General features: G+C 38.0%; 23 protein-coding genes. 8 read left to right on the forward strand and 15 right to left on the reverse strand.

From position 1 onward, the window contains the following. Positions 1 to 3 precede the first annotated feature (3 nt). Entirely contained in the window at positions 4 to 1,608 is a 1,605-nt protein-coding gene (locus ACB088_RS06900) for a PepSY-associated TM helix domain-containing protein (RefSeq protein ID WP_375038442.1), read from the forward strand. 46 nt (positions 1,609 to 1,654) lie between these two features. On the opposite strand, the gene ACB088_RS06905 is transcribed toward ACB088_RS06900, so the two are convergent. The 4 genes from ACB088_RS06905 to ACB088_RS06920 all read right to left on the reverse strand — a co-directional run bounded on the left by ACB088_RS06905 (position 1,655) and on the right by ACB088_RS06920 (position 4,593). Beyond that, a complete protein-coding gene (locus tag ACB088_RS06905) occupies positions 1,655 to 2,275 on the reverse strand; it encodes an ATP-binding cassette domain-containing protein (RefSeq protein WP_375038443.1) in 621 nt (206 codons plus the stop codon). Between the two features lie 4 nt (positions 2,276 to 2,279). After that, entirely contained in the window at positions 2,280 to 2,972 is a 693-nt protein-coding gene (gene modB / locus ACB088_RS06910) for a molybdate ABC transporter permease subunit (RefSeq protein WP_375038444.1), read from the reverse strand. Further along, positions 2,969 to 3,754, reverse strand: a complete 786-nt coding sequence (modA, locus tag ACB088_RS06915) for a molybdate ABC transporter substrate-binding protein (RefSeq protein WP_375038445.1) — start codon at positions 3,752 to 3,754, stop codon at positions 2,969 to 2,971. The genes modB and modA overlap by 4 nt, the downstream gene beginning before the upstream one ends. A gap of 491 nt (positions 3,755 to 4,245) precedes the next feature. Further along, on the reverse strand, positions 4,246 to 4,593 hold the full coding sequence (locus tag ACB088_RS06920; RefSeq protein WP_375038446.1) for a winged helix-turn-helix domain-containing protein: 348 nt from the start codon (positions 4,591 to 4,593) through the stop codon (positions 4,246 to 4,248). A gap of 222 nt (positions 4,594 to 4,815) precedes the next feature. On the opposite strand from ACB088_RS06920, the gene antA reads away from it, so the two are divergent. The 4 genes from antA to ACB088_RS06940 all read left to right on the forward strand — a co-directional run bounded on the left by antA (position 4,816) and on the right by ACB088_RS06940 (position 9,274). Further along, the gene (antA, locus tag ACB088_RS06925) at positions 4,816 to 6,231 is read left to right on the forward strand and encodes an anthranilate 1,2-dioxygenase large subunit (RefSeq protein WP_133746058.1); all 1,416 of its coding nucleotides are present in this window, start codon (positions 4,816 to 4,818) and stop codon (positions 6,229 to 6,231) included. A 2-nt stretch (positions 6,232 to 6,233) separates the two neighbouring features. Further along, positions 6,234 to 6,725 (forward strand): anthranilate 1,2-dioxygenase small subunit, encoded by a 492-nt coding sequence (gene antB / locus ACB088_RS06930; protein ID WP_133746059.1) that lies wholly within the window; start codon positions 6,234 to 6,236, stop codon positions 6,723 to 6,725. Positions 6,726 to 6,730: 5 nt separating this feature from the next. Beyond that, positions 6,731 to 7,765: an anthranilate 1,2-dioxygenase electron transfer component AntC gene (gene antC, locus ACB088_RS06935; protein WP_375038447.1), complete on the forward strand. Its 1,035-nt coding sequence runs from the start codon at positions 6,731 to 6,733 to the stop codon at positions 7,763 to 7,765. 450 nt (positions 7,766 to 8,215) lie between these two features. Further along, the gene (locus ACB088_RS06940) at positions 8,216 to 9,274 is read left to right on the forward strand and encodes an AraC family transcriptional regulator (RefSeq protein ID WP_375038448.1); all 1,059 of its coding nucleotides are present in this window, start codon (positions 8,216 to 8,218) and stop codon (positions 9,272 to 9,274) included. Between the two features lie 57 nt (positions 9,275 to 9,331). Here ACB088_RS06940 and ACB088_RS06945 read toward each other — a convergent pair whose 3' ends face one another. Genes ACB088_RS06945 through ACB088_RS06965 form a run of 5 tightly spaced genes read right to left on the reverse strand, consistent with a single transcriptional unit; the run spans position 9,332 to position 14,223 of the window. Beyond that, positions 9,332 to 10,279: a transporter gene (locus ACB088_RS06945; RefSeq protein WP_263031759.1), complete on the reverse strand. Its 948-nt coding sequence runs from the start codon at positions 10,277 to 10,279 to the stop codon at positions 9,332 to 9,334. Between the two features lie 54 nt (positions 10,280 to 10,333). Then, entirely contained in the window at positions 10,334 to 10,864 is a 531-nt protein-coding gene (locus tag ACB088_RS06950) for a flavin reductase family protein (protein ID WP_375038449.1), read from the reverse strand. 28 nt (positions 10,865 to 10,892) lie between these two features. Then, complete coding sequence (locus ACB088_RS06955; protein ID WP_375038450.1) at positions 10,893 to 12,131, reverse strand: styrene monooxygenase/indole monooxygenase family protein; 1,239 nt, start codon at positions 12,129 to 12,131, stop codon at positions 10,893 to 10,895. Positions 12,132 to 12,174: 43 nt separating this feature from the next. Beyond that, a complete protein-coding gene (locus ACB088_RS06960; RefSeq protein ID WP_375038451.1) occupies positions 12,175 to 12,960 on the reverse strand; it encodes an SDR family oxidoreductase in 786 nt (261 codons plus the stop codon). A gap of 12 nt (positions 12,961 to 12,972) precedes the next feature. Beyond that, a complete protein-coding gene (locus tag ACB088_RS06965) occupies positions 12,973 to 14,223 on the reverse strand; it encodes a dienelactone hydrolase family protein (RefSeq protein ID WP_375038452.1) in 1,251 nt (416 codons plus the stop codon). Between the two features lie 371 nt (positions 14,224 to 14,594). On the opposite strand from ACB088_RS06965, the gene ACB088_RS06970 reads away from it, so the two are divergent. Together ACB088_RS06970 and ACB088_RS06975 are read left to right on the forward strand one after the other, a co-directional pair. After that, positions 14,595 to 15,806, forward strand: a complete 1,212-nt coding sequence (locus tag ACB088_RS06970; RefSeq protein WP_375038786.1) for an OprD family outer membrane porin — start codon at positions 14,595 to 14,597, stop codon at positions 15,804 to 15,806. A 17-nt stretch (positions 15,807 to 15,823) separates the two neighbouring features. Further along, a complete protein-coding gene (locus ACB088_RS06975) occupies positions 15,824 to 17,167 on the forward strand; it encodes an MFS transporter (RefSeq protein ID WP_198495840.1) in 1,344 nt (447 codons plus the stop codon). Positions 17,168 to 17,239: 72 nt separating this feature from the next. On the opposite strand, the gene ACB088_RS06980 is transcribed toward ACB088_RS06975, so the two are convergent. From ACB088_RS06980 to ACB088_RS06995, 4 genes are all read right to left on the reverse strand, one after another. Further along, entirely contained in the window at positions 17,240 to 18,226 is a 987-nt protein-coding gene (locus tag ACB088_RS06980) for an AraC family transcriptional regulator (RefSeq protein WP_005047199.1), read from the reverse strand. A 325-nt stretch (positions 18,227 to 18,551) separates the two neighbouring features. Continuing rightward, positions 18,552 to 19,337, reverse strand: a complete 786-nt coding sequence (locus ACB088_RS06985; RefSeq protein ID WP_375038453.1) for a 3-hydroxybutyrate dehydrogenase — start codon at positions 19,335 to 19,337, stop codon at positions 18,552 to 18,554. Positions 19,338 to 19,370: 33 nt separating this feature from the next. Further along, positions 19,371 to 20,792 carry a GntP family permease gene (locus ACB088_RS06990; protein WP_375038454.1) on the reverse strand — a complete coding sequence of 474 codons (1,422 nt, stop codon included), beginning with the start codon at positions 20,790 to 20,792 and terminating at the stop codon, positions 19,371 to 19,373. Between the two features lie 535 nt (positions 20,793 to 21,327). Then, complete coding sequence (locus ACB088_RS06995) at positions 21,328 to 21,771, reverse strand: BLUF domain-containing protein (RefSeq protein WP_199990674.1); 444 nt, start codon at positions 21,769 to 21,771, stop codon at positions 21,328 to 21,330. 230 nt (positions 21,772 to 22,001) lie between these two features. On the opposite strand from ACB088_RS06995, the gene ACB088_RS07000 reads away from it, so the two are divergent. After that, complete coding sequence (locus tag ACB088_RS07000; protein WP_092705701.1) at positions 22,002 to 22,265, forward strand: hypothetical protein; 264 nt, start codon at positions 22,002 to 22,004, stop codon at positions 22,263 to 22,265. 178 nt (positions 22,266 to 22,443) lie between these two features. Here ACB088_RS07000 and ACB088_RS07005 read toward each other — a convergent pair whose 3' ends face one another. After that, positions 22,444 to 22,782 carry a hypothetical protein gene (locus tag ACB088_RS07005; protein WP_092705700.1) on the reverse strand — a complete coding sequence of 113 codons (339 nt, stop codon included), beginning with the start codon at positions 22,780 to 22,782 and terminating at the stop codon, positions 22,444 to 22,446. 438 nt (positions 22,783 to 23,220) lie between these two features. Next, on the reverse strand, positions 23,221 to 23,880 hold the full coding sequence (locus tag ACB088_RS07010; RefSeq protein ID WP_375038455.1) for a YajG family lipoprotein: 660 nt from the start codon (positions 23,878 to 23,880) through the stop codon (positions 23,221 to 23,223). Positions 23,881 to 23,967: the final 87 nt, after the last annotated feature.

Below are 23,967 nucleotides of genomic sequence, written 5' to 3' on the forward strand. Positions count from 1 at the left end.
ACAATGAAAGTACGTTCAGACATCATGAAATTAGCAAAAAGCATGCATACTTGGGTGGGTGTATGTGCAGGAATTTTGCTCTTTATCTGTTTCTTTGCTGGCGGGCTCAGCATGTTTCAGCACCATATTAGTAAGTGGGCTACGCCAACACAGCAAGTTTTACCGAAAGTCTCACCCTATCAATATAATGAACTCATTCAAAAAGTACAGACCGCCTATCCTGCTGCACAAAAAAACTTCACACTAAATTTATCGTCCAATGAATTTCACTATGCACCCATTACTTGGAGTGAACATGAACGTGGAGATGGCTTTAATGCTGCTCAGTCCACGTGGATGGCCAGCTTAGATGAAAAAGGCCAGTTAATCGTTGCTCAAGAAAACTTATCTAAAGCAGGTTGGCTGATAGAACAGCTACATGAAACAGCAGGCATACCGGGCATGGCAGGCCATCACGGATTGGGTCTCTATGTGATGGGTGTGGTTTCAATTTTATATTTTCTTGCCTTACTTTCAGGGGTGATCATACTTTTACCGACCTTGGTAAAGGACTATTTTGTCATTCGCCCCGGTAAGAATAAAAAGCGCTTTTGGTTAGATGCGCATAACGTAATCGGAATTACCAGTCTACCTTTCCATATCATTATTAGTATTAGCGTGATTGTCTTTGCTTTTCATGACTTTTTTTATGATGCGATTGGACAACTTGCACTCAAAGGACAGCCTGTTTTTCAACGTTCTCCCCCAGCGCTTATTCAACCTAAACAAACACAGATTGATGTGCAGCAAATATTAGCTCAAGCCAAAAAAGTAGCACCTGAATATTCAGTTGACTATATCCAGTTCAGTAGCCTAGATAAACCTGAAAAAGCCAATGCACGTATTGCCCTCTATAGTTCAGATCAGATGTTGCGCGGTGCAAATCATGACTTTATGCGTATGAATCCTTACGCAGTTGAGCACTTTAATCATAAAGGCATTAATACGCAGACTGATGCCGGTAATAAGTTAATCAATGCAATGTTTAGTCTACATTTTGGTAGTTTTGGTGGTACGGGCGTACGTTGGATCTATTTTGTTTTAGGTGTTGGTGGTGCTTTCTTATTTTATACGGGCAACATTCTTTGGGTTGAAACTCGTGCACGTAAGCAAAAGCGTGCTGAAGATCCTGTTCCTGTTCAGCGTAAAGATGTGGTGTTCCTTGCGAACTTAACTATTGGTGCCTGTTTAGGATGTGTTTTAGCTGTAGTGGCCACCATGTTGGCCAGTCGTTGGCTTTTTGCAGCATTCAATATTGAAAGCATGAATCACCTCTTTATGTATGGTTATTATGCAATTTTCATACTGACTTTGATTTACACCTTTGTCATTGGTTATGCAAAAGCTTTACCTCAACTCCTGTTAACCTTGGTTTTGGTGTTATTTGCGATTCCGCTTACATCCCTTTTAGCTTACTTAATTCCACAAAGTGGTTTATGGGTTCATGGTGGAGAAATTTTGCTGGTTGATTTCTTGGCTGTCATTTTTGCTTTCGCCTTCTGGCGTTTTTATCAACAAGCCCAAGATCGCTTGAAAGCTGCTCCACTGGGCAGTTTATGGGCTAGCTAACAACCATAAATCGACAAGACTGAAATAATGTGTGAAATATGAAAATTTATAAAATCCACATTGTTTCAGTCAGTTGTTTAATCTCTTGAATATCATGACTCACATAAATCATGGGAATTTTTATTTCCTGTTTTACTTTTTGAAAAAAAGGAATAATTTCAGCTTTATGTGCGGCATCTAATGCTGATAAAGGTTCATCAAGTAATAACAGCTTAGGTGAATACAACAATGCCCGTCCGAGCGCTACTCGCTGTTTTTCACCACCTGAGAGCTTGATTGGCATACGTTGTAGCAAGTGTTCTAACTTTAATAATTCAATAATGTAATCAGCCTCAAAGTGACGTTCTTGTTGCGCAAGATGTTTGAGACCAAATAATAAGTTCTGCTTTACCGTTTTATGCGGAAAAAGTTGTGCATCTTGAAAAACCAGTCCAACATGGCGCTTTTGTGTGCTCAAATTAATTTTTTGATTTGAATCAAACCATGTTTGGTTCTGTATTTTAATGAGTCCACTACGTGGTGTATTTAATCCTGCAATAGCATGTAAAATTGATGTTTTACCGGAACCAGATGCACCGAATAAACCAATAACTGAAGCATCTGACTGGAAACTAGGTTCAATATGAAATTGACCCATTTGTAGCTGAAAGTGGCAATCAATCAACATAATATTACCGCCCTAAGCGCTTTTTTTGATAACGATGAAACCACTGTGCAAACCATAGCGCTAAAAAAGCCACACTTAAAGATAAGACAATCAGCCTTTGAATCGCAGTCTCAGTATCGGGTTGTTGCATCAGGCTATACATGGCCAAAGGTAAGGTTCTTGTTTCATCAGAAATATTACCTACAAAGGTAATGGTGGCCCCAAATTCACCCAAACTACGACAGAAACATAAAATGGCACCAATTAAAATACCACTGCTAGCGAGTGGTAAAGTGACATGAAAAAATGCACCTAAAGATGAAGCACCTAGTGTCTTTGCAGCCATTTCTAAACGTTGATCGACCAGCTCAATTGCGAGTCGAATTGATTGCACTAAAAGTGGGAACCCCATCACTGCCGAAGCAAGAACTGCCCCTTTCCAGTTAAATGCGAACTCTAATCCTAAAGGTGCTAAGTATTGCCCAATAATGCCGCGGTTTCCAAAGACTTGTAATAGCAAATAACCCGGCACAACTGGAGGCAGTACCAATGGTAAAAAGACCAATGTTTCAATGAATGACTTACCCCAAAACTCTTTACGCGCCAATACCCATCCTACAAAAATTGCAGGAATAATACTGACGACAAGACAACTTGCTGCAACCTTACAAGAAAGTTGCAGAACACTGAGCTCTTCTGGGGTTAAAGAAAACATCATGGTTTTGCTGGAACCAATACACTAAAGCCATATTTTTTAAAAACGACTTTAGCTTGATTGCTTTGTAAAAATTGATAGAACTTTGTTGAGTTCGAATTCTTTTTGACAAGCCCTACTGGATAAATAATTGGCGTGTGAGTATTTTCAGGAAATACACCCACCACAGTTACATCTTTACTAATGGCAGCATCTGTTGCATATACAATTCCTACCTGACATTCACCACGCGCAACAAAGTTTAACGCAGCACGCACATCTTCTGTTTCAACTAATTTTGGCTCAATACGATTCCACCAACCTAAATTTGTAAATGCTTGTTTTGCATATTTACCAACGGGCACACTTTTAGTATCCCCTGTACAAATCTTTCCTGTAAATAATTTATTCGGATCGGTAGTTTTATCCAATTTAATCTTTAATGATCGTCCTTTCGGGGTAATCAGTACCAATCGATTACCTAATAAATTTAAACGATCATTTGCTGCGACTAATTTTTTATTTTGTAGATAATCCATCCACTGTGTATCGGCTGAAATAAAGATATCGGCTGGTGCCCCAGCTTCAATTTGTTTAGCTAATGTCGATGAGCCTGCATATGAAGTTTTGACTTCTATATTATTTTGTTTTTCGTAAATTTTTTCTAAATCGTTAATCGCGTTGGTCAAGCTTGCTGCTGCATAGACAGTCACTGCTTCAGCCTTTACAGAGAGACTGATTGATAACCCAAGACTTATGATTGAACTGACTATAGCGATTCTTTTTATCTGTACAGGACTTACCATTGTTTTTCCTTTTTTATCGATTTCTACAGCGATATATATCCTAGAATATAGCGATATACGTAGATCATGAAAAGCAGAAATCAGTTAAATATTAGAGGACCTAAATGCAGGTAGATGGTGCATTTCTCATTTTAAACTTCATTTTGGTGCAATATGCTGAAAGTTTATCTATCGAGATACTCTATTTTTAAAACCCATTTTCTTTTAGTGTCGGTTAATAGCTTGATTAGTTTTATGGTCATCACCATGCCAAGAAGCACATAGCGATGACCATAAAGATCTGTAAAACAGATCAGTCGTTTATGCCAACCACTTTTTTAGATACACAATAAAAAACGCCTATTCCCGACCACCTTTTACGATAGTACAGAATAGACGCCATTGTCTGTGTAACTGAAAATTGCAGCAGTGCTTTTTCAGCGTGCACTTTTTATTAAGCAAAAGCTATACCAAATTAAAAGATTCAGTCACTAAAAAGTCTTTTAATTTAGCTATTTTAAATAGCTACTCATAATTTGATAATCATGTTCTAAGGCTTGTCGAGCATTGATTTCCATTTGACGATAATGTTGTAAGACTCTCAAGCCTAAAGCTGTGACTGCTGCCCCACCACCATGTGTTCCACCCGTTTGAGTTTCAACTAAGGCTGTTTCGAAGCAGTGATTCATCGTGTCTACCAACTGCCATGCACGGCGGTAGCTCATATTCATAGATTTTGCAGCTTGAGAGATCGAACCAGTTCTCTCAATTGCCTCAAGTAAGTCTGCCTTTCCAGGACCAAATGCAATATTTCGCTCTGAAAGAATTCTGATTTGTAATTTTAATTTGTGTTCTTTCATAGGCTTAACTCACAAGGTTTCACTTTATGCTCTTTAGGATTATAGGGAAGTTTAAGAAGATAAGACACCATACAAATTTAGAATCCTCATTACTCCCTTGAAAATAATTTTATTAAAAAATCAAAACTGCACAAAGTGGATAAAGATCTGGAAAAAACGGATAGAGGTAAAGGCTTAATCGCGGTTCAATCAGTTAAAAGCTGAATGAATAGGATTGAGCAAATGACCTCATCTAATTTAAAACAATGGAATGATTTTGTAGATGGATGTATCGACTTCCGTCCTAAAGATGGCGTGTTTCGTATAGCACGCAATATGTTTACCGAGCCTGAGCTGTTTGATTTGGAAATGGAATTCATTTTTGAAAAGGTTTGGATTTATGCATGCCACGAAAGTGAAATTCCAAACAATCATGATTTCCTCACTGTCCAAATTGGTCGTCAGCCGATTATTGTGAGCCGTGATGGTAAAGGCGAATTACACGCCATGGTCAATGCTTGTGAGCACCGCGGCGCGACATTAACACGCGTTGCTAAAGGCAATCAGTCTACGTTTACTTGCCCGTTCCATGCGTGGTGCTACAAGTCAGATGGCCGATTGGTCAAAGTGAAAGCACCGAGTGAATATTGCGAAGATTTCGATAAATCAAGCCGTGGCTTAAAGCAAGGCCGTATTGCTAGCTATCGTGGTTTTGTATTTGTAAGCCTCGATACTCAAGCAACAGATTCACTAGAAGACTTTTTGGGCGATGCAAAACTGTTTCTTGATTTAATGGTTAACCAATCCCCAACAGGTGAACTCGAAGTATTACAAGGCAAGTCATCTTACACCTTTGCAGGTAACTGGAAGCTACAAAATGAAAATGGCCTAGATGGTTATCACGTCAGTACCGTTCACTACAACTATGTATCTACAGTCCAACACCGCCAACAAGTGAATGCATCAAAAGGTGCAGAACTTGATACGCTTGACTATAGCAAGTTAGGTGCGGGTGATTCCGAGACTGATGATGGCTGGTTCAGCTTTAAAAATGGTCATAGTGTGCTGTTTAGTGATATGCCGAATCCAACAGTTCGTCCGGGTTACAGCACCGTTATGCCTTATTTAGTCGAAAAATACGGCGACAAATATGCTGAATGGGCAATGCATCGTTTACGAAACTTGAACTTGTACCCTAGCCTATTCTTTATGGACCAGATTAGTTCTCAGCTTCGTATTATTCGCCCTGTGGCATGGAATAAAACTGAAGTCATCAGTCAATGTATTGGTGTTAAAGGTGAATCTGTGGAAGCGCGCCGTAACCGTATTCGTCAGTTCGAAGACTTCTTTAATGTATCAGGCCTTGGTACACCAGACGATTTAGTCGAATTCCGTGAACAGCAAAAAGGTTTTCAGGCACGACTTGAACGCTGGAGCGATATTTCTCGTGGCTGTCAGTCTTGGGAATATGGCGCGACCAAGAACTCGCAAGATTTAGGCATTCAACCAGTCATTACTGGCTGTGAGTTTACCCATGAAGGGCTCTATGTAAATCAACATGGACACTGGCAACGTCTAATGCTCGATGGCTTAAACAAGAAAGCGCTGAAAATGCAGGATATTACTTTCGAAAACAATGCCGTAATGGATGAGGTATAACCATGTCACAAGAACTATATTTTGCTGTATCTCAGTTTTTGTACAAAAAAGCAGAACTTTGTGATGCTTATGACTGGGATGCCTATTTAGAACTTTACGATGAAGATAGTGAATATCATATTCCGCAATGGATTGATGACCATAACTATGTTCAAGATCCGAATCAGGGCTTGTCTTATATTTATTACGCAGACCGCACTGGACTCGAAGACCGTGTATTCCGTATTCGTACTGGTAAAGCAGCTTCGGCAACGCCATTACCACGCACTTTACACAGCATGAATAACATTCGAGTTAAAACACTTGATGATGGCCTAATTGAAGCAAAAGTTGCATGGCAAACGCTGTATAACCGTCAAGGTTTAGAAGGCTGTTTTTACGGACACGCTACTTACCTTTTACGTCAAACAACAGATGGTTTCCGCATTCGTCGTCAGCACAGCATTTTGCTTAATGACAAGATTGATTCCGTTTTAGACTTCTATCACGTTTAAGGGGAATGAAAATGGGACATTCAGTTGCACTCAACTTTGCCGATGGCAAAACCTTTTTTATTTCGGTAAATAACGACGAATTGTTGCTTGATGCAGCAGTTCGCCAAGGAATTAACCTACCACTAGACTGCCGTGAAGGTGTTTGTGGTACCTGTCAGGGACAGTGTGAAACTGGTATTTATGAACAAGAATATGTTGATGAAGATGCATTAAGTGAGCGTGATTTGGCTGAGCGTAAAATGTTAGCTTGCCAGACACGGGTAAAATCGGATGCAGCTTTTTATTTCGATCATGATTCTGCCATTTGCAATGCTGGCGATACTTTAAAAATTGAAACCAAAGTTACCGCTGTTGAGCTGGTTTCTGAGACAACAGCAATTTTGCATCTTGATGCAAGCAGTCATGCTGAGCAACTTCAGTTTTTGCCGGGTCAATATGCTCGTTTGCAAATTCCAGATACTGAAGATTGGCGTTCTTATTCTTTTGCAAACAGACCAAATGCAACCAATCAATTGCAATTCTTAATTCGTCTATTGCCAGACGGTGTTATGAGCAATTACTTGCGTGATCGCTGTCAGGTGGGACAAAACCTATTCATTGAAGCACCTCTAGGTAGTTTCTATTTACGCGAAGTACAGCGACCATTGGTTTTTGTTGCTGGTGGAACAGGATTATCAGCTTTCTTGGGAATGCTTGATAACTTGGTTGATCAACCAAACTCACCTGCAGTTCAGTTGTACTACGGCGTAAATAGTGAAACTGACTTATGTGAACAACAGCGTTTACACGCCTACGCAGAACAGTTACCAAACTTTAGTTATCACCCAATTGTGACTAAAGCAACCGATGCTTGGCAAGGTAAAGCGGGTTATATTCATGAGCACTTAAATAAAGATCAACTGGCTGAGCAAGCTTTTGATATGTATTTATGTGGTCCACCACCGATGATTGAAGCCGTAAAAAATTGGTTAGATGAACAATCTTTGCAAAACTATCGTATTTACAGCGAGAAGTTTTTACAGAGCAATACCCCACGTTAAAAGTATAAATAATTTAAAAACCACTAAAACCTGAAATGATTCAATATACTCTGTAAGGGGTATATTGAATTTTTACATTTAAATTAAAAGTTTTTATATATCAATAATATAAAATAATAAATTCCGACAAAATAAATTGACCGGCGCACTCTGATTTGCTATAAATTTTGATAGATCTTAAGGAATAAGATCACGATGAGATTAACTTATAGCGCCTTTTATATCCCTCTATTCTATTTCTCAAATTTATTAAATTGATGGACAAAATCCGAATTAAAAATTTGAGAAAATCACATTAATTAGCGGTTAAATTGGTCTGTATTTTGCTTATATCTTATTGTAATTTGCGAGTAACTTAATTTTTTAAGTGCCGTATTTACTTGCTGCAAAGCGAAGTTTTAGAGCTTCTACAACACAAGTAAATACAGGAGTGAGCCAAAAGGGATAAATATGAACCAAGCCAACTCCCCAGAACTCAGTGGGCGTCATTTTCAAAATGAGTCTATTTTTACTGATCATAATTTGGTATTTGATCACCAAGATTTAAGTGAAACCTGCCGAAATGTTGGGCAGATTTTTAAACCGCATGATCTTAAAATCTCTCAACAGAAGCGAGATTTCAGTGCAACCATGCACCATGTTAAAACAGGTGCCCTGTCTATTAGTCGCTTGGAATATGGCGCAGATGTCATTATTGAACCAGATCACCTTGATAACTTTTACTTAATTCAAATTCCAACTCAAGGCTATGCAGAAATCGAGTTTGGTTCACAAAAGTTTATTTCTTATTCTCAAGTTGCTTCTCTTATTTCCCCTCAGCAATCTTTACGTATGCGCTGGCACGCGAACTCACCGCAGCTCATTCTAAAAGTTTCAAAGGATGATTTTACTTATCATTGCCGTCAGCACATTGCCGATTCAGATAACAACTTACTCATTTTTGACCCAAAATTAGACTTTTCTACACAAAGTGGAGCCTATTTTTTACAGCTCGTTAGAACCTTGATGGATGCTTTAGCATGCGAGCAACATCCGCTTCATCATCCTCTAGCCTTTAAACAATTTGAGTCAAACCTGTTTAATGCACTGATTTATGGTCAACCTAATAATGCATTACATAAAATTGATCATTATAAAGAAAAAACGGTCTCTCCTTATTTCGTGAAGCGCACAGAAGCCTATATTAAAGAACATTTACATGAGCCGCTTAACGTCGAAATTTTGGCTGAACATGCAGGTGTGAGTGTTCGAACGTTATTTACCGGTTTTAAAAATTATTTGGGGACCACCCCAATGTCTTATCTAAAAGAATTACGTTTTGAACAAGCCCATTTAGAGCTCATGCACAATGAAAATCTATCGGTTACTGATGTGGCATTTAAATGGGGATTTACCCATTTAGGCCGTTTTTCACAAGAATATAAACGTCGTTATGGTGAGTTACCTTCTTCTACTCGCCGCTCTGGTCAAAGTGAAGGCTCAGGCTTAATTACTTCAATTTTTTCTTAAACTCAAAATACATAAAAGCCTTTTATATTTATTGATATAAAAGGCTTTATTTATGACTTAGAAATGATGGACATAGCGAACTTGTAGTCGTGTTCCCTCTGGGCGATTTTCAGCATCTTGCTCAAAATAAGCATTTGCAACTAAATGATCATTTTTAGAAAAACTATACATCGCGCCTGGACCAATCGCCCAGACTTGTTCACGTCGACCTTTGACTTTTTCACCATCAACTTCGGTATCTGTCACTTGTTTTAGCCAATAGCCATTTAGTCCTAAGCGGAACTGTTCAGTAATGGCATAGTCCGTTGCAAAGTTTGCATGAATTGCTTGCCCTGCCTGCATATCATTTGCACCTGCGAACGCATAGCTTGGGTCATCATTTTTAAAGTTATAAAGATAATGAATACGTGTTGAAGCCGTCCATTTTGGATTAAACCAATACGTTGCAGCCCAATAAGGATCAAATGAAACAGCGTTATTACTTGGATTAATATCTTTTTGCCGATCGTATTCGCCAGTAGGTAAATTCACCTGAAACTCAAAACGATGCACAAACTTAGGCCCTTGTGCTCCCATAACTGGATCAAACTGAATAAAAGGCCCAATCATAATGTCCCCAAAGCCACTTTGGGCTTTAATTGCAGCATTATTCAAGCCATCATCCATGTCCATTTTGCTGACAAAGGGAATTAAAAAATTCATGCCTAGACTGGCTTTATCTTTTACTCGGACATTCGATAAATAACTAATTTGTTCAACCAGTACTTGATAATTTAAATCAGTTTTAGGTAAACCTAATTTTTGTCCATTGGCATCGACCAGTTTATTGCTATCGTAATTTTGAAAGTAGGTTTGAGCATACCAACCGGGTCCTGCGGGTAAACCGCCATCGAGAAAGCTGGTCATACCTAAGTTTACGGTCGGTAAATCATAGGCATGTGTAACCAATGGCAAACCCAGCAATGTCCCTGCTAAAAATCCATGCTTAATTAAAGTGCTTTTCATCTTCTTATTTCCTATAAAAAAAATCACGACCGGATTGATCGTGATTGTGGTGAATTAATGTGCTAATTCTGGATGCTCAGCGGCAATCCGATACTTTCCTGCGTGGAATACCAATGGTTCACCTTGGCGTTGTTGGTATTGTTCAATTTGACCAATAAAAATCAAATGATCCCCACCTTCATACTGATTTACATTGCGGCAAACCAAGGTTGCCAGTGCATCGGACAAAATTGGAACGCCTGCATTGCATTGTTGATGGGCAATACCTGCAAATTTATCTTCAGCACCTCGAGCAAAATGTCCCGAAAGCTGATGATGCTCTTGTGCCAACATGTGAATAGCAAAATATTCAGCTTCTACAAAATCAGACAAACTTGGAGCTGTTTTTGAAAGGCTCCACAAAATTAATGGTGGATCTAAAGACAATGAGGAAAAAGAGTTTGCTGTCATTCCTATTTTCCGACCATCTTTACCACGGGTTGTAATCACTGTAACCCCAGTTGCAAACTGACCAAGTAAATTACGAATCTCTCTTGGGTTTTCAGCATTAATCGCTTGTAAGCCTTGAGTTTCAATTGTGTCCATTTTTAATTCTCCCTTTGCTGTTTTGCCCTTAGGCCACTTTTGCTGTGGTTTTTGAAGCTAAGAATGCTTGAGCCTGATTTGCATCAAACCACCAAGGGGCAAAAGAGCGCGGGTCATCAAAGTTATTAGCCATAATTGAAGCAATGCTTTGGTTTTGGCTTGCAGCTGCTAATAGTTCAACAACATGTGGCTGCGGTGGTACTAATAGGCTATTGGTCCAAGCCACCACTTTTTCTGCATAAGCCCAATAACGTTCAAAGGTTTGAACCATCCATTGTTCGCTAAAATGTTGATTATCATTGGCTAAAATGGCATCGAAATAGATCTTGCTACACTTAGCAGCATTGTTTGAGCCCTGTCCAGTAATCGGGTCATTGACTACCAATGCATCTGCCATACCAAAAATTTTCTTGCCAGAGGGTAAGGTTAAAACGGGTTTGCGTACGGTTGGTGGGAAACGCCCTGCCAAATATCCACCTGCATCGGTTAACTCAACATTTGTGCAACGTTCATATTCCCAAGGCACAAATTTCTTGAGTAAGTCCAAACTACATTGCAGGTGCTGTTCAGGTGTTTTGACATCTTGCCAGCAGTCGATTGGCCCGTTTGGAATGCCTTCAAAAACCATGATGTCGCAAGGACCATTCACGGTGAGTGCCGGAAATGAAAAGTATTCACCGACTTCGGGAATAATGTTAAAAGTCACACGTGAATAAGGTGAAATTGACTTCATGTTTTTGACGTAGGTCAATGCCAAAGCACGTTGAGGCTTATCAAAAACGCTACGTGCATCATCACGCTCAAATTGTTTAACGACTTCGCCTTTACCAGCAGCGAGTAATACGAGTTCATATTCGTTTGCGAGTTGTTCTAACTCTTCAATACCCACATCTTGAATCACTAATTGACCGCCACAGCGTTCAAACTCTTCCATCCAATATGGCATTTTGACGCGTTGATCAACCGATTGAGCGTAGCGCTCAAGACGAGCACTCCATTCAAATGCTTTATCACCATTTTCAGGATTAACTAAAGCCAGCCCAATGCCTTCCACCGCTGGACATTGTTCTTCCCAAAAATTTAAACCTAAGTCACGTTCAGTTTGTAAAGCGGTATGAAACATACACTGGCTTGACATGACTTTACCTTGACGGATTTCATCGGCAGTTCGGTTTGTGATCATTGTCACGTCGTAGCCTGTATCTAATAAACCCAAACCAAGCTGTAAACCAGACTGTCCTGCTCCAACAATTGCAATACGGCGCATAATCTTCTCCATAATTTTCTAAATGTGCTTTTAAAACGCTGAGCTATTCGGCTAAACGTGGAATAGCGGGCTGTGATCCTTCAGGGCCCATCACTGAATACCCACCGTCGACCGCATAATCTGCTCCGGTGACAAAACTCGCAGCGGGTGACAATAAAAACAAAACAACATTGGCGACTTCTTCGGGATGACCCAATCGGCCTAGTAAGTGATAATCGGCTGCCACGCTATCGGCTTTTTCACGGTTATTGCCACTGACTTCTGAAATGACACGAGACCATGTCCAACCCGGTGAAACGGAGTTGACGCGAATACCATCGGCAGCAAAATCCATTGCCATGCTTTGTGTGAGTTGACGTATCGCGGCTTTAGACACTGGATATAACCAGCGCCCTGTTTGTGCCACTTTGGCCGAGATTGAAGTGAAGTTAACGATCGAACCTTGCTGCTTTTTTAGGTCATTGTAGAAAGCACGGCTCAGTTCAACTGTAGAGACCAAATTAATATCGAGTGCTTGTAACCAGTCCTGCCGTGAGGATTTAAAACCGTCATCTAAATATGTACATGCTAGATTGACCAAGTAGCTCACTTCACCTAAATGTTGGTGAATATCCGCTACAGCTTGTTGAATAGCCGCATCACTGGTTAAATCGGTTTGAATAAACATCACATCATGGTTAAAGCTTTCTGCAATCGCTTTGCCTTTGGCATCAATATCTAAAATAGCGACATGAGCACCTGCACTAACTAAGGCTTGTACAACTGCTTTACCAATGAGTGTTGCACCACCGCTCACCACAGCGACTTTTCCTTTTAAATCTATATTCATTGTAGATCCTCCTTAATTGACTGGCTTGCCTTCACTACTTGACCAAGATGGCATCAAGGTATTTGAAGGAAGATCTTCATCAAGAAGTTTTCGTGCTGTTTCGACACCTGCAACTGGCAAGCCTGTTGGGTCTAATAAACCAATTTGAACAAGCACCGACGCTTGGTCCCAGTAAATATGCTCATGGCACAACTTTGAACCTCTGAACTGAATTACACCCAACATTGGAATTTCGACATATTTACCAGTTGGCTTTACACCCGGTAATAACCAGTCAATTTCTGCGTCGTGGGTAAAGCTCATAATGAACTCGTCTACCACTTGCGTTGAGCCAACCGTACGAGAGATTGAAGTAATCTTCATATCTTTCGGGTTTTGGTGAACAAAATGGTACTGATAAAAACGGGCAAGCTGACTGTGGCCTACACCACCCGTTAAGGTAGGAATATGGTTGACATAAGGTTCTGCGACCATCGTTGCCATGGTTGCTGGTACATCACGTGTATCAAACTCATGACGAATATGCTCTTCCCATAGTGCAACTAAGTCATATTTCGGTCCAATCGTTTCATGTAGCGCGGTTACTGTACGCTCGTGCGCAAAGCGCGCTGAAGGTTTGTGATAATGATTGCTTTTTGGACGTGCAAATGCATGGTCAACCCCTTCATAAACATAAGCTTGTACATTTGAATATTGGTGTGCTGCATCGGCAATCGCTTGTCTAGCATCTGGCGGCGTAAATTGGTCAAGTTCTGCAATATGTAAAACCAAGCGCCCTTTTACGTTGGCTAACTCATCTAACGCTTTTTCAATGCCTACACCGTAATAACCTACAGCACATGCCACTTCCGAAAGTCGACAACCTGCAAGATATGCAAGCTTTCCACCCAAACAGTACCCCACCACACCAAGGCCTTTAGAGGTGTCACATTCTGGTCGAGTCTTTAAAAAAGATAAGGTGTCTTGAATATCTTCAACACCGAAGTTTTCATCATATTGCTGATAAAGCTCGAAAGCCTTTTGAAAATCTTCAGGTGTGTAACCCAGTTCGATATTAGGTGCTACACGCCAAAATAAATCAGGAACTAAAACGGTATAGCCTTCTTCTGCAAGAAAATCTGCCTTTTCCCGCATGGCTGCATTCACCCCAAAAATTTCCTGACAAAGTACGACGCCCGGCCCTTTTCCTGTTTCTGGTGTCACTAGATACGCACTGAACTGTTTTCCAGATGCAGTTTTAATTTGAACGGTTTGACCAGCCATAGTGTCAACTCCTGACATTGTTATGGCTTTATCTTCTATCCGAATATTTTTTTAGACTGTCCAAAAGCTGCAAGCACTATCCAATCTGTGCGCAATTATAAAAATTAATCAAACTGGATAAAACACTAAAAATAAGAAAACTAATAAATTTCATAACTTTAAATCAAAAAATGAAATTAATACTTTTTATCTAATTTGGAAAAAATGGATGAAGATTAGGACTTATTGGATAGTGACTGCTGGCTAAAAATAGTTCAATCAAAGTCATGTAATTAGTTTGATTACATAAGAAAAACTCAGTCATTTTTCTAAATTAAGGCACTTTATTTATGCATCGACCAAAGCCAATTTATGGACACAACAAAACGTTAATGCTCATCAATATTTTATGTTGTAGTGCATTTTCTACTCAGGCTTATTCAGCGGATGAAGAATGGAAATTTACATTAAAAAATGCATATATAGATAGAAACTATGACAACCCAGATGTAAAAGACACGGGTAGCTGGTCCCAATCAGTTTCTCTATTTTATAACTCCAATATGCATGACACGCCGTTAGAAATTGGCGGCACTCCGATTCAAATTGGCGCAAATGCTTCAGCACAGTATGCGGTTCGTTTAAGCCAAGATAAACACGTTGCAGATACAGTATTACCTTTTGATAAAGCAACTCAGTCCCAAGCACCCGATTATTTAAAATATGGTGCGACATTAAAGTTAGGCTATAACAAGACGCTACTGAGCATTGGCGAATTATGGCTAGATTTACCCGTAACCACCGTAGATGCAAGCCGACAACTCCTGACGTCTTATTGGGGAACTAATCTTAAGAGCCAGCTAAACAATAAGCTTTTTGCTGAAATTGGTCGAATTGAAAAAGTATCACCACGAAATGAAGAAGATTTTCATCGCTTTTCTTTTACTTCAAAAGGCGTGACTGGCTACTCTGATGGCCTTAACTACATAGACTTGCGCTATCAAATCACTCCTACTTTGAAAGGCGAATATTACTTCGGAAATATGGAAGATTTATATAATAAACATTATGTGGGAATGGACCACATATGGAAAAACTCCAATTTTTCAGTTAATTCAAAATTCAAATATTTCAGTGCAAAAGATAATGGAAATCTTTTCGACATCGATGCGCAAAATGTAGGGTTACTAGAAACGCTTAAAGTAAAAAATCATAGCTTTGGTTTGGGTTATCAGCAAATTATTGGTGAGTCTGCTTACCCATTACCAGATGGATTCTTGCCTGAAACTTATTTCATTAACTGGAACACGACTGGTTTCTTCAAACAAGATGAAAAGTCTTATCACTTCATCTATGGCTATGACTTTAAAGATCATGTCCCCGGTTTAAATACCACTCTGAAGTATGTATATGGCGATCACTTTAAAACAGCAGATGGCTTAAAAAACAAAGAAAGTGAAGCAAACGTTATTGTCAATTATGCCCTTCAACAGCCTTTTCTCAAAGGTTTAGCCCTTCAGTACATCTTTATTAATTACGACGTTAAGCAGGGAAACGATTTCTCTGAAAACCGTTTCTTTGTTAATTACAGCAGAAAATTTTAATGAGTTAAGGAATACATATGAAAACGATAGATGCAAATTCGGTAATCAACCGCGAAAAACTGTCCCCCTTACAGTGGATGGTTTTTATCCTAGGATTTTTTGTCTTCTTCTGTGATGGCTTAGACACAGGAATTATTGGTTTTATTGCTCCTGCATTACTTGATGACTGGGGAATTACCAAACCTCAGCTTGCTCCAGTTCTAAGTGCCGCTTTAGTGGGTATGTCAATCGGTGCCATCATTTCAGGGCCGTTGTCTGATAAGTTTGGGCGTAAAGGCGTCATTGTTTTTACAAGCCTTTTATTCTCAATATTTACCATTTTGTGTGGTTTTGCCGACTCGACCCAAGATTTAATGATTTACCGATTTATTACAGGTGTGGGTTTAGGCGCAGCCATGCCAAACATCAGTACCATTGTCTCTGAATATATGCCTGTAAAACGTAAAGCATTCCTAACTGGATTAGCTGGTTGCGGTTTTATGCTTGGTATTTCTTGTGGTGGTGTGTTGTCAGCTTATCTATTAGAAAGTTATGGCTGGGCCAAAGTCATTATTATTGGTGGAAGTATTCCCCTAATTTTAGTGGTTGCCTTATTACTTAAATTACCTGAATCAACTCAATACTTAATTACGCGCCAACAACAAGATAAAGCACAACGAATTTTAGAAAATATTCAAGGGCATCCATTCCAAGAACCAGTAAAACTTGTCTTGGCTCAAACAGAAACGGCATCAGAGGAAAATCCGGTTAAAATCGTTTTAGGAAAATACCTGTGGGGTTCAAGCATGCTTTGGCTGTGCTGCTTTACCAGCCTATTGGTGTTTTATCTTTTAACAAGCTGGATGCCAACAATTTTAAAAACAGCTGGTTTTACGACGCAACAATTTAGTTTAATCGCAGCTATTTTCCCTTTTGGTGGTGTAATTGGTGCAACCATTATGGGTTGGTACATGGACAAACTGAACCCAACCACAGTGATTAAATACTCTTATTTAATTGCTTTTGGGCTATTCATTGTCGCAGGCTTAGTCAGTTCAAATATTTTCTTATTGGGTATTACCATTTTCTTAATTGGTGCATTACTTGCTGGTGCTCAATCTTCTTTACTACCACTTGCAGCCATTTTCTACCCAGCGGTGTGCCGCGCGGTTGGCGTTTCGTGGATGCATGGTATTGGTCGTATCGGCGCAATTATAGGTGCTTTCTTTGGCTCACTCATTTTCACGTTTAACTTAAGTTTAAGCGGTATATTCTTTATTCTTGCTTTACCAACCTTCATTTCATTTATTGCTCTTAGTCTTAAAGTCATTTATGAAAAATCTAAAAGTAAGCAAGTATTGAATCTTGAAAATAGTATTTAAAATATATAGATAAATAAAAGACCTGATTGGGTTAATTCAATCAGGTCTTTTATTGCTTAAAAGATTAAATATTTAAAAAATTTTGCCCTTCGTTTCACTTGGTTTTTCACCAAACTCTTCGCGATATTCTTGAGAAAAACGACTTAAATGATTAAACCCCCAGTCATAAGCAAGCTTAGAAATAGATACTTTTCTATCAGCGCCAGTTGTACTCAAAATCTTATAAATTTGTTGTAGACGATACTTTTTCAAATAGGACATTGGGCTTGTACCGTAGTACTGCTGAAACTCGTCATACAACTTGGATTTTGAAACCCCCGCTAGGCGTTGCAAATCTTCTGCACAGATTTCTTCATGGGCGTGTTCAATAATGAAATTCCGCACCTTTCGGATATAGGCTGGTTCATCCTGATGCGAAAGTAACTTTAAACTTTCGGAATAATTATTTTCTTGAGATAAAAGTAAGGCTTTAATTACAAAATTTTCATAGTCTTCAGACAGCATCTGCAAACCATAAAAATTGCTATATTGTGATTTTAACTGTAAAAAATTCTGAATATTTTTCCACCATGCACCAATCAGTTGCTCCGAGTCCAGATGCATTTCTGGATTAAAAATGATGGGGGCATCTATCGGTTTATTCAGTAGATCTGCAAGAACAATTTGCATGCTTCGTTCTGGAATAACCACCTGAAATTTTCGACAATCTTTATCAATAATCAAATCTTGCTGATCGTTATTTGAAACAATAAGCCCTCTGTTTTCATCCGACTGATAATGAGCGCCGCGAATGTTGAGAGCTTGTCTTCCTTGTATCGGTAAGCTAATGCTATAAGCTTTTAAATTTGAGATGTTAATGGCAACATTTGCACCATAACTGATTGTGCCAATTGCCATCTTTTTATTAGGCAGGCGCATACCGTCATAGTGAAAATCGAGCGTGTCTTTGTAAATAGTATCTAGACGGTGTTCACCACAAATTGTGGACATCAAATTCTGCGCAAATTCAGCTTTGCGTGAATAATGATTGAGTTCCGTCTGTTGGCTGAGTGATATCATATCCTTTTCACCTAGCTAAATAACTTATTGCTAAAAAAGCAACTTGTATGCCAATTAATATCCTTTAATTGACGAATTTTCCTGAAAAATATCTAATCAAGAAAGAGAGTAAAGATTACTTTCTCACACTCTATTAAATTTTAAAATTGGAAATAAGTTAAATACCTTTAAAGTATAATTTCATACCTTAACAAACTTATTTTATTAGATTTTTATAAGCAACTATAGTAGAGATAAATCATCGTTTTGAACACTAAACTTACATATTTTATTATTTATAAAAAACCGCCTATTAAAAAATAAGCGGCTTTTAAAAAACTCTACATTATTGTGCGGTATAGCCACCGTCCATGACCACAGCCTGACCTGTTACCCCACCTGCTTTGTCACTCGCAAGGAAAATTGCATAATTAGCAATTTCTTCAACAGATAACAAACGTTTTTGAGGAACCATTGCCAGAATTACATCTTCAAGTGCGCTGTCTAAACTCACATTACGGGTTTTAGCCAAATCTGCAATTTGACCACGAACCAATGGTGTGTCTACATAACCTGGGCAGAGTGCATTGACTGTAATGCCATCTCTTGCACATTCTAATGCGGCAACTTTTGTCAGACCAATTAAACCATGTTTAGCACTGTTATAACCTGCTTTACCTGCAAAGCCAATCAAGCCATTAATTGAAGCCATATTAATAATACGGCCCGATTTTTGAGCTTTCATAATTGGAAAAACATGTTTAATGCCAATAAACGAACCAGTGAGCATGACCTGAACTAGCTTTTGAAAAACAGCGGTTGGAAACTCTTCAATAGGTGCAACGTGTTGAAAGCCAGCATTATTAATTAAAATATCTACTGTTCCAAAGGTCTGTTGAGTGAGTTCAATTGCTTGTTTATAAGCATCCTCATCAGTTACGTCACATGGTGCAGATAATGCATCAAAACCTTGTTCTGTTAGCAGCTTTGCCGTTTCTTGGCACTTTTCAGCATTCATATCAGAAATGACAACTTTTGCACCTTCTTTAGCAAATTTCTTAGCAATCTCTAGACCGATCCCGCTTGCAGAGCCTGTAATAAAGGCTACTTTTCCGTCTAAAAGTTTAGTCATCTATTTACTCCTTAATATTTTTAACTTGTTGGTTTAAACAATACCAGTCAAGGTAAAGACCGTAATCACCACAAATACCGCTAATGTTTTAATTACTGTGACTGCAAAAATATCCTTATACGACTGTTTATGGGTTAAACCCGTAACAGCAAGTAAGGTAATTACGGCACCATTATGAGGAAGCGTATCCATACCGCCCGATGCCATTGCAACCACACGGTGCATGACTTCTGGAGGAATACCAGCGGCTAAAATCGCAGCATTGTAGTGTTCAGCCATCGCACTTAGAGCGATACTCATACCACCAGAAGCTGAACCGGTAATACCCGCTAAAACTGTCGTGGTTACCGCACCATTCACTAAAGGATTTGTAAAAGTACTGCTCATTGCATGACTAATCAGGGCAAAGCCCGGTAATGACGCAATAATTGCACCGAAACCATATTCAGAAGCGGTATTCATCACTGCTAAAAGCGAGCCACCAATACTGGCATTAATGCCCTCTTTAAAGTTCGTCACTACACGTTGGTAGTCAAATAAAATTGCAGCAATAATTCCGACAATAAGTGCTAAACCAACAGCCCAGATTGCCCCAGTTTTTGCAACATCAACGGTGTAATCAGCTAAACCTACAGTGGCAAAATCAAAGCCATTTGGATACCACTCTTTGATTGCTTTAGACAAATATTTGTTCATTACTGCAACAAGAATGAGGGGTACAAATGCTAAAAACTGACGAGCTGTGCTTCCATTATTTTGCATAGATATATCGGCTTCAGCTTCTTGGGATGGTGTATTGTCTACTCCAAAACCAGAAAAGCCTTCACCCGCTTTTGCAGCAGCACGACGGCGCCACTCCAAATAAGCTAAACCTGCACATAAAACAAAAATAGCGCCAATAATCCCTAAAAATGGGGCGGCATAAATATTGGTACCAAAGAACGTGGTTGGAATAACGTTCTGGATTTGCGGCGTACCCGGTAAGGCATCCATGGTAAATGTAAATGCACCAAGCGCAATGGTTCCCGGAATTAAGCGTTTTGGAATATTAGCTTGTCTAAAAAGCTGGTTTGCAAAAGGATAAATTGCAAATACTGCAACAAATAAGCTGACACCGCTATACGTTAAAATTGCACCTAATAACACAACGGTTAAAATCGCTTTTTTTGCCCCAATCCATCTCACAATAGTTCGAGCGATAGACTCAGCAATTCCTGACATTTCAACAACTTTACCGAAAATTGCCCCTAGCAAAAATACAAGAAAATAATCTTTAATAAAGTTCACCATTTTGGGCATAAAAACACCCGAATAAAACGGCAAAACATTGGCTGGGTTAATGAGTAAAACTGCAAGTAAGGCACAAATTGGTGCCATGAGAATGACGGAAAAACCCTTGTAAGCTGTGTACATTAACAGCCCAAGCGAAAGTAGAATTACAAATAATTCCCACATATATTCTTTCTCCCTAAAGAATAAATATTAGGTTTAAAATTACCAGAAGATATTTAGGTTATCCCAAACCTATAATGATAAAAATCACAATATCTATGCTTGGTAATAGGTAAATGTGCCTAAAAATAAAATATCACTAAAATATTTAAAAACAATGTAATTTATTTAAATTTTAAAATATCTATAAATAACATATATATATGTTATTTATTTGGTAAAAATTTATTATTCTTAAAGTTTCATTATTTTATAAAACTTATTAATTATTGAGTAAATTAAATTAATATCTCTATATTATTTAATAAAGGCAATTAAATAATATATTTTTTAAAATAATTTAAGAAATATTCTTCATATGATTTAATTTTTTTGGAAATATCATCTAGACAAATTTTCGTATAAATTAACTTTCTAAGTGAGCCAAGCAGTCTTAAGGACTGCGGCTTACTAACACGAGTTAACTAAGAAAAGCCCTCTTTAGAGGGCTAATATTTTTAAGTAGAAAAAACTACTCTAATTCAGATCCTATCATTGATTAAATTTGATATTGATCAGCTTTAAGATTTGGTTGATCTACAAGCAATTCAATAAAAGATGGAATTGATGTAGTGTTAAGCAAATACGGGTTAAACTCATCGACATGATGATGAAAAAAGAAATCTTTTATTTTCGTATTTATAGGAGCAAATTTCATACTCCAATGCTTAAACAACCGCTGTTCGGACGGTTTCGAAAAGATGATTTCACAGTTCTGATGTCGCGAATCTTTCAAAATTGAATTATAAAATAGTGATTCAACTTGTTCTTTCTCGCCTTCCAAATACTGCAAGAAATATCCATTACCATAGTAAAGTACCCCCGTAATATCATTATAAGAGTTGAATTTGACTGCTTCTGTGAGGATATCAATTAAATCTTGTTTTACTTGACTATGTTCACTATTGGTTTTACTTGCATACATAAACCCTATTAAACTCATAGCGATAACTCGAAGATAGATGTCAGCTAAGCATTCTGACATTTACGCCTATCGCTTACAACAGAACCTATTTAAAACCTTGTATTTCAAGAGTAAAGATTATTATCATTTTGAAAATGACAAACTTTAACAACCAGAAATCTTTTGTAAATTAAAGCCAACTAACAAACTCACAAGTAAAGTATCAATTTCAGTAAAATTGAAAATTGTCTTTAATTTGTGGATGTCTAATGGAGAACCATGAAATTATTCTTCAAGACGAACATCATAAACAACTTAAGATTGTCAAAGTTCAGGATGTGCGTTTTGATGTAAATACGCTTAACAATAGTCATCAATGGTTATGGGTCTTTGATCATAGTTCAGAGTTTTTCCCATTTGAGTTGTGGGATGAGCTCGACAATGGAACTGTTCATCAAAAGATAAAACTGGGTGAGCAAGTTTTTAAAATTATTAAGATTTTGACAAAGAAAACTAAAGTCAGGCCCTCATGACATATAGCTGTACGCATACGATGGAAGCCAAGAAAAGGGTAATTCTTCAAGGTTTTTAAATCACTACACGATGAGCAATCCAATCATAGAAAAATTGTTCTTGGCAATGAGTTTGTTGATTTTCTTCAGCTATAAAAAACCCACTCATTGAGTGGGTTTGATCAATCAGAATTTGAGATTAAATAGCTTCTATGACGATATACTTTCCTTCATAGAAGACGCCTTCGGTACTTGTTTCTTTTAATTTGCAATAAATCGCAATTGGATGTGTCAGTTTTTTATTTTCGTCACTAGGAACATGTGTAATTCCAGATAAAAAATTTGAATTATTATTTTCTAAACTCCACGAGGCACCTCTGTCTTTATGCCATTTGCTATTTGGATATTTAGAATCTAGCCATTCAATACATTGCTTCATTGTTGAAAACTTTTTTGTTTCCTCTTTTTCAATTTTCGATGCTGCACTTACCGAGGCTCCAAATGTTAAGAATAAAGCTCCAATTAAAGTTTTTCTCATAAAATTACCCTTTATTATTAATAATTAAAATTTAAGAGCTTAGGGTATAAAAAAACCACCCTTAGGTGGATTAGTTTTTGGGAAGAGTTTTGTTAATTTCACTACTTGCAGTTTCTTGAGGTTTTAATAAGTTAAAACTTTCATAGTTCGCTAAAATACAAAAAAGAAGAGCGGCTAGCAAAATTAGGGTTATCTTATTCATTTCATTTTACCTTAGAGATTTTATTTTTTTAATCCCGCAATGGTACATGAAAATACTGTCAAAACCTTAATTGTTAATAATCTACCACAATTTATTACAAAAGCTGTTTGGAATACTTAATTACTTTTCTAAATCAATTGATGGTAATGCAACTGGTGAACAAACAACGATGAGACATAAAAAGCACCCTAGGGTGCTTTTTAAACTTAAATATATTTCAAAGATTTAAATAAAAACTACTGACTTTGCTTAGAAATTTCAATAATTAACTTTTCCTCGTAGTCATTGAGTACTTTGTCAATATTCTCTACCCATTTCGACTCGTTCGCTACCTGTGCTGATCTCGTTACCTTGCTATAGATTTTAAATGGTGGGCGATTAGGGTGTTTGGCATCTAAAATTTCGGTATCAATTTCAGAATTGATTTTGATTGAGGCAAATCCAGGCTGGAACCATGACCAAAATTTATTAATTTTAATATTGAGTATCAGATCGGCATTAGCTTCATTAGTGGTGTTATTAGCAAGAACTTTATATCCCGACTGCTGCAATGCTTCAGAAACACGTTTATCAACCAAATGCGATACAGTCTCATCTTTTAAAAGGATATCCCCTAAAGCCTTTCCATATCCATTTCTTTTACGAGCAACAGCTCGGGCTTTTTCTTCTGCTGTTGCATTAGATTGCTCACCTTTTAAAGATGGAATATCAGCTGATGCGGGTTTATCTTGAAATTTTCGATCATCCTCAACCTTCACTATAATCGATTTGCCTTGTGCTACTATATTTTGGGATTGATTTAGTTTTTGACCTTGAGGTATTTCAATTAAGCCCCTTGATGTTGCACACCCCATTAAACTTAAAGCAATTAAACTTGTAGCCAATATTTTCATCATGAGTTTTTAACCGTTTGTTATAAAGTTCACATAATTTAACAAATTATTTACTAAATGTCACATAAAGAAATACTCAGCTACATGGTT

Origin of the sequence: Acinetobacter sp. RW6 (assembly GCF_041956835.1) — a bacterium.
Classification (GTDB): domain Bacteria; phylum Pseudomonadota; class Gammaproteobacteria; order Pseudomonadales; family Moraxellaceae; genus Acinetobacter; species Acinetobacter calcoaceticus.

Bases quoted from the DNA above. Each gene is read 5' to 3' on its own strand.
- modB (WP_375038444.1), bottom strand. From the start codon at position 2,972: ATGATGTTTTCTTTAACCCCAGAAGAGCTCAGTGTTCTGCAACTTTCT.
- ACB088_RS06980 (WP_005047199.1), bottom strand. From the start codon at position 18,226: ATGATATCACTCAGCCAACAGACGGAACTCAATCATTATTCACGCAAA.
- antB (WP_133746059.1), top strand. From the start codon at position 6,234: ATGTCACAAGAACTATATTTTGCTGTATCTCAGTTTTTGTACAAAAAA.
- ACB088_RS06960 (WP_375038451.1), bottom strand. From the start codon at position 12,960: ATGAATATAGATTTAAAAGGAAAAGTCGCTGTGGTGAGCGGTGGTGCA.
- ACB088_RS06905 (WP_375038443.1), bottom strand. From the start codon at position 2,275: ATGTTGATTGATTGCCACTTTCAGCTACAAATGGGTCAATTTCATATT.
- ACB088_RS06965 (WP_375038452.1), bottom strand. From the start codon at position 14,223: ATGGCTGGTCAAACCGTTCAAATTAAAACTGCATCTGGAAAACAGTTC.
- ACB088_RS06955 (WP_375038450.1), bottom strand. From the start codon at position 12,131: ATGCGCCGTATTGCAATTGTTGGAGCAGGACAGTCTGGTTTACAGCTT.
- ACB088_RS06985 (WP_375038453.1), bottom strand. From the start codon at position 19,337: ATGACTAAACTTTTAGACGGAAAAGTAGCCTTTATTACAGGCTCTGCA.
- modA (WP_375038445.1), bottom strand. From the start codon at position 3,754: ATGGTAAGTCCTGTACAGATAAAAAGAATCGCTATAGTCAGTTCAATC.
- ACB088_RS06975 (WP_198495840.1), top strand. From the start codon at position 15,824: ATGAAAACGATAGATGCAAATTCGGTAATCAACCGCGAAAAACTGTCC.
- ACB088_RS06995 (WP_199990674.1), bottom strand. From the start codon at position 21,771: ATGAGTTTAATAGGGTTTATGTATGCAAGTAAAACCAATAGTGAACAT.
- ACB088_RS06950 (WP_375038449.1), bottom strand. From the start codon at position 10,864: ATGGACACAATTGAAACTCAAGGCTTACAAGCGATTAATGCTGAAAAC.
- ACB088_RS06920 (WP_375038446.1), bottom strand. From the start codon at position 4,593: ATGAAAGAACACAAATTAAAATTACAAATCAGAATTCTTTCAGAGCGA.
- antA (WP_133746058.1), top strand. From the start codon at position 4,816: ATGACCTCATCTAATTTAAAACAATGGAATGATTTTGTAGATGGATGT.
- ACB088_RS06900 (WP_375038442.1), top strand. From the start codon at position 4: ATGAAAGTACGTTCAGACATCATGAAATTAGCAAAAAGCATGCATACT.
- antC (WP_375038447.1), top strand. From the start codon at position 6,731: ATGAAAATGGGACATTCAGTTGCACTCAACTTTGCCGATGGCAAAACC.
- ACB088_RS07010 (WP_375038455.1), bottom strand. From the start codon at position 23,880: ATGATGAAAATATTGGCTACAAGTTTAATTGCTTTAAGTTTAATGGGG.
- ACB088_RS06990 (WP_375038454.1), bottom strand. From the start codon at position 20,792: ATGTGGGAATTATTTGTAATTCTACTTTCGCTTGGGCTGTTAATGTAC.
- ACB088_RS06970 (WP_375038786.1), top strand. From the start codon at position 14,595: ATGCTCATCAATATTTTATGTTGTAGTGCATTTTCTACTCAGGCTTAT.
- ACB088_RS06945 (WP_263031759.1), bottom strand. From the start codon at position 10,279: ATGAAAAGCACTTTAATTAAGCATGGATTTTTAGCAGGGACATTGCTG.
- ACB088_RS07000 (WP_092705701.1), top strand. From the start codon at position 22,002: ATGGAGAACCATGAAATTATTCTTCAAGACGAACATCATAAACAACTT.
- ACB088_RS06940 (WP_375038448.1), top strand. From the start codon at position 8,216: ATGAACCAAGCCAACTCCCCAGAACTCAGTGGGCGTCATTTTCAAAAT.
- ACB088_RS07005 (WP_092705700.1), bottom strand. From the start codon at position 22,782: ATGAGAAAAACTTTAATTGGAGCTTTATTCTTAACATTTGGAGCCTCG.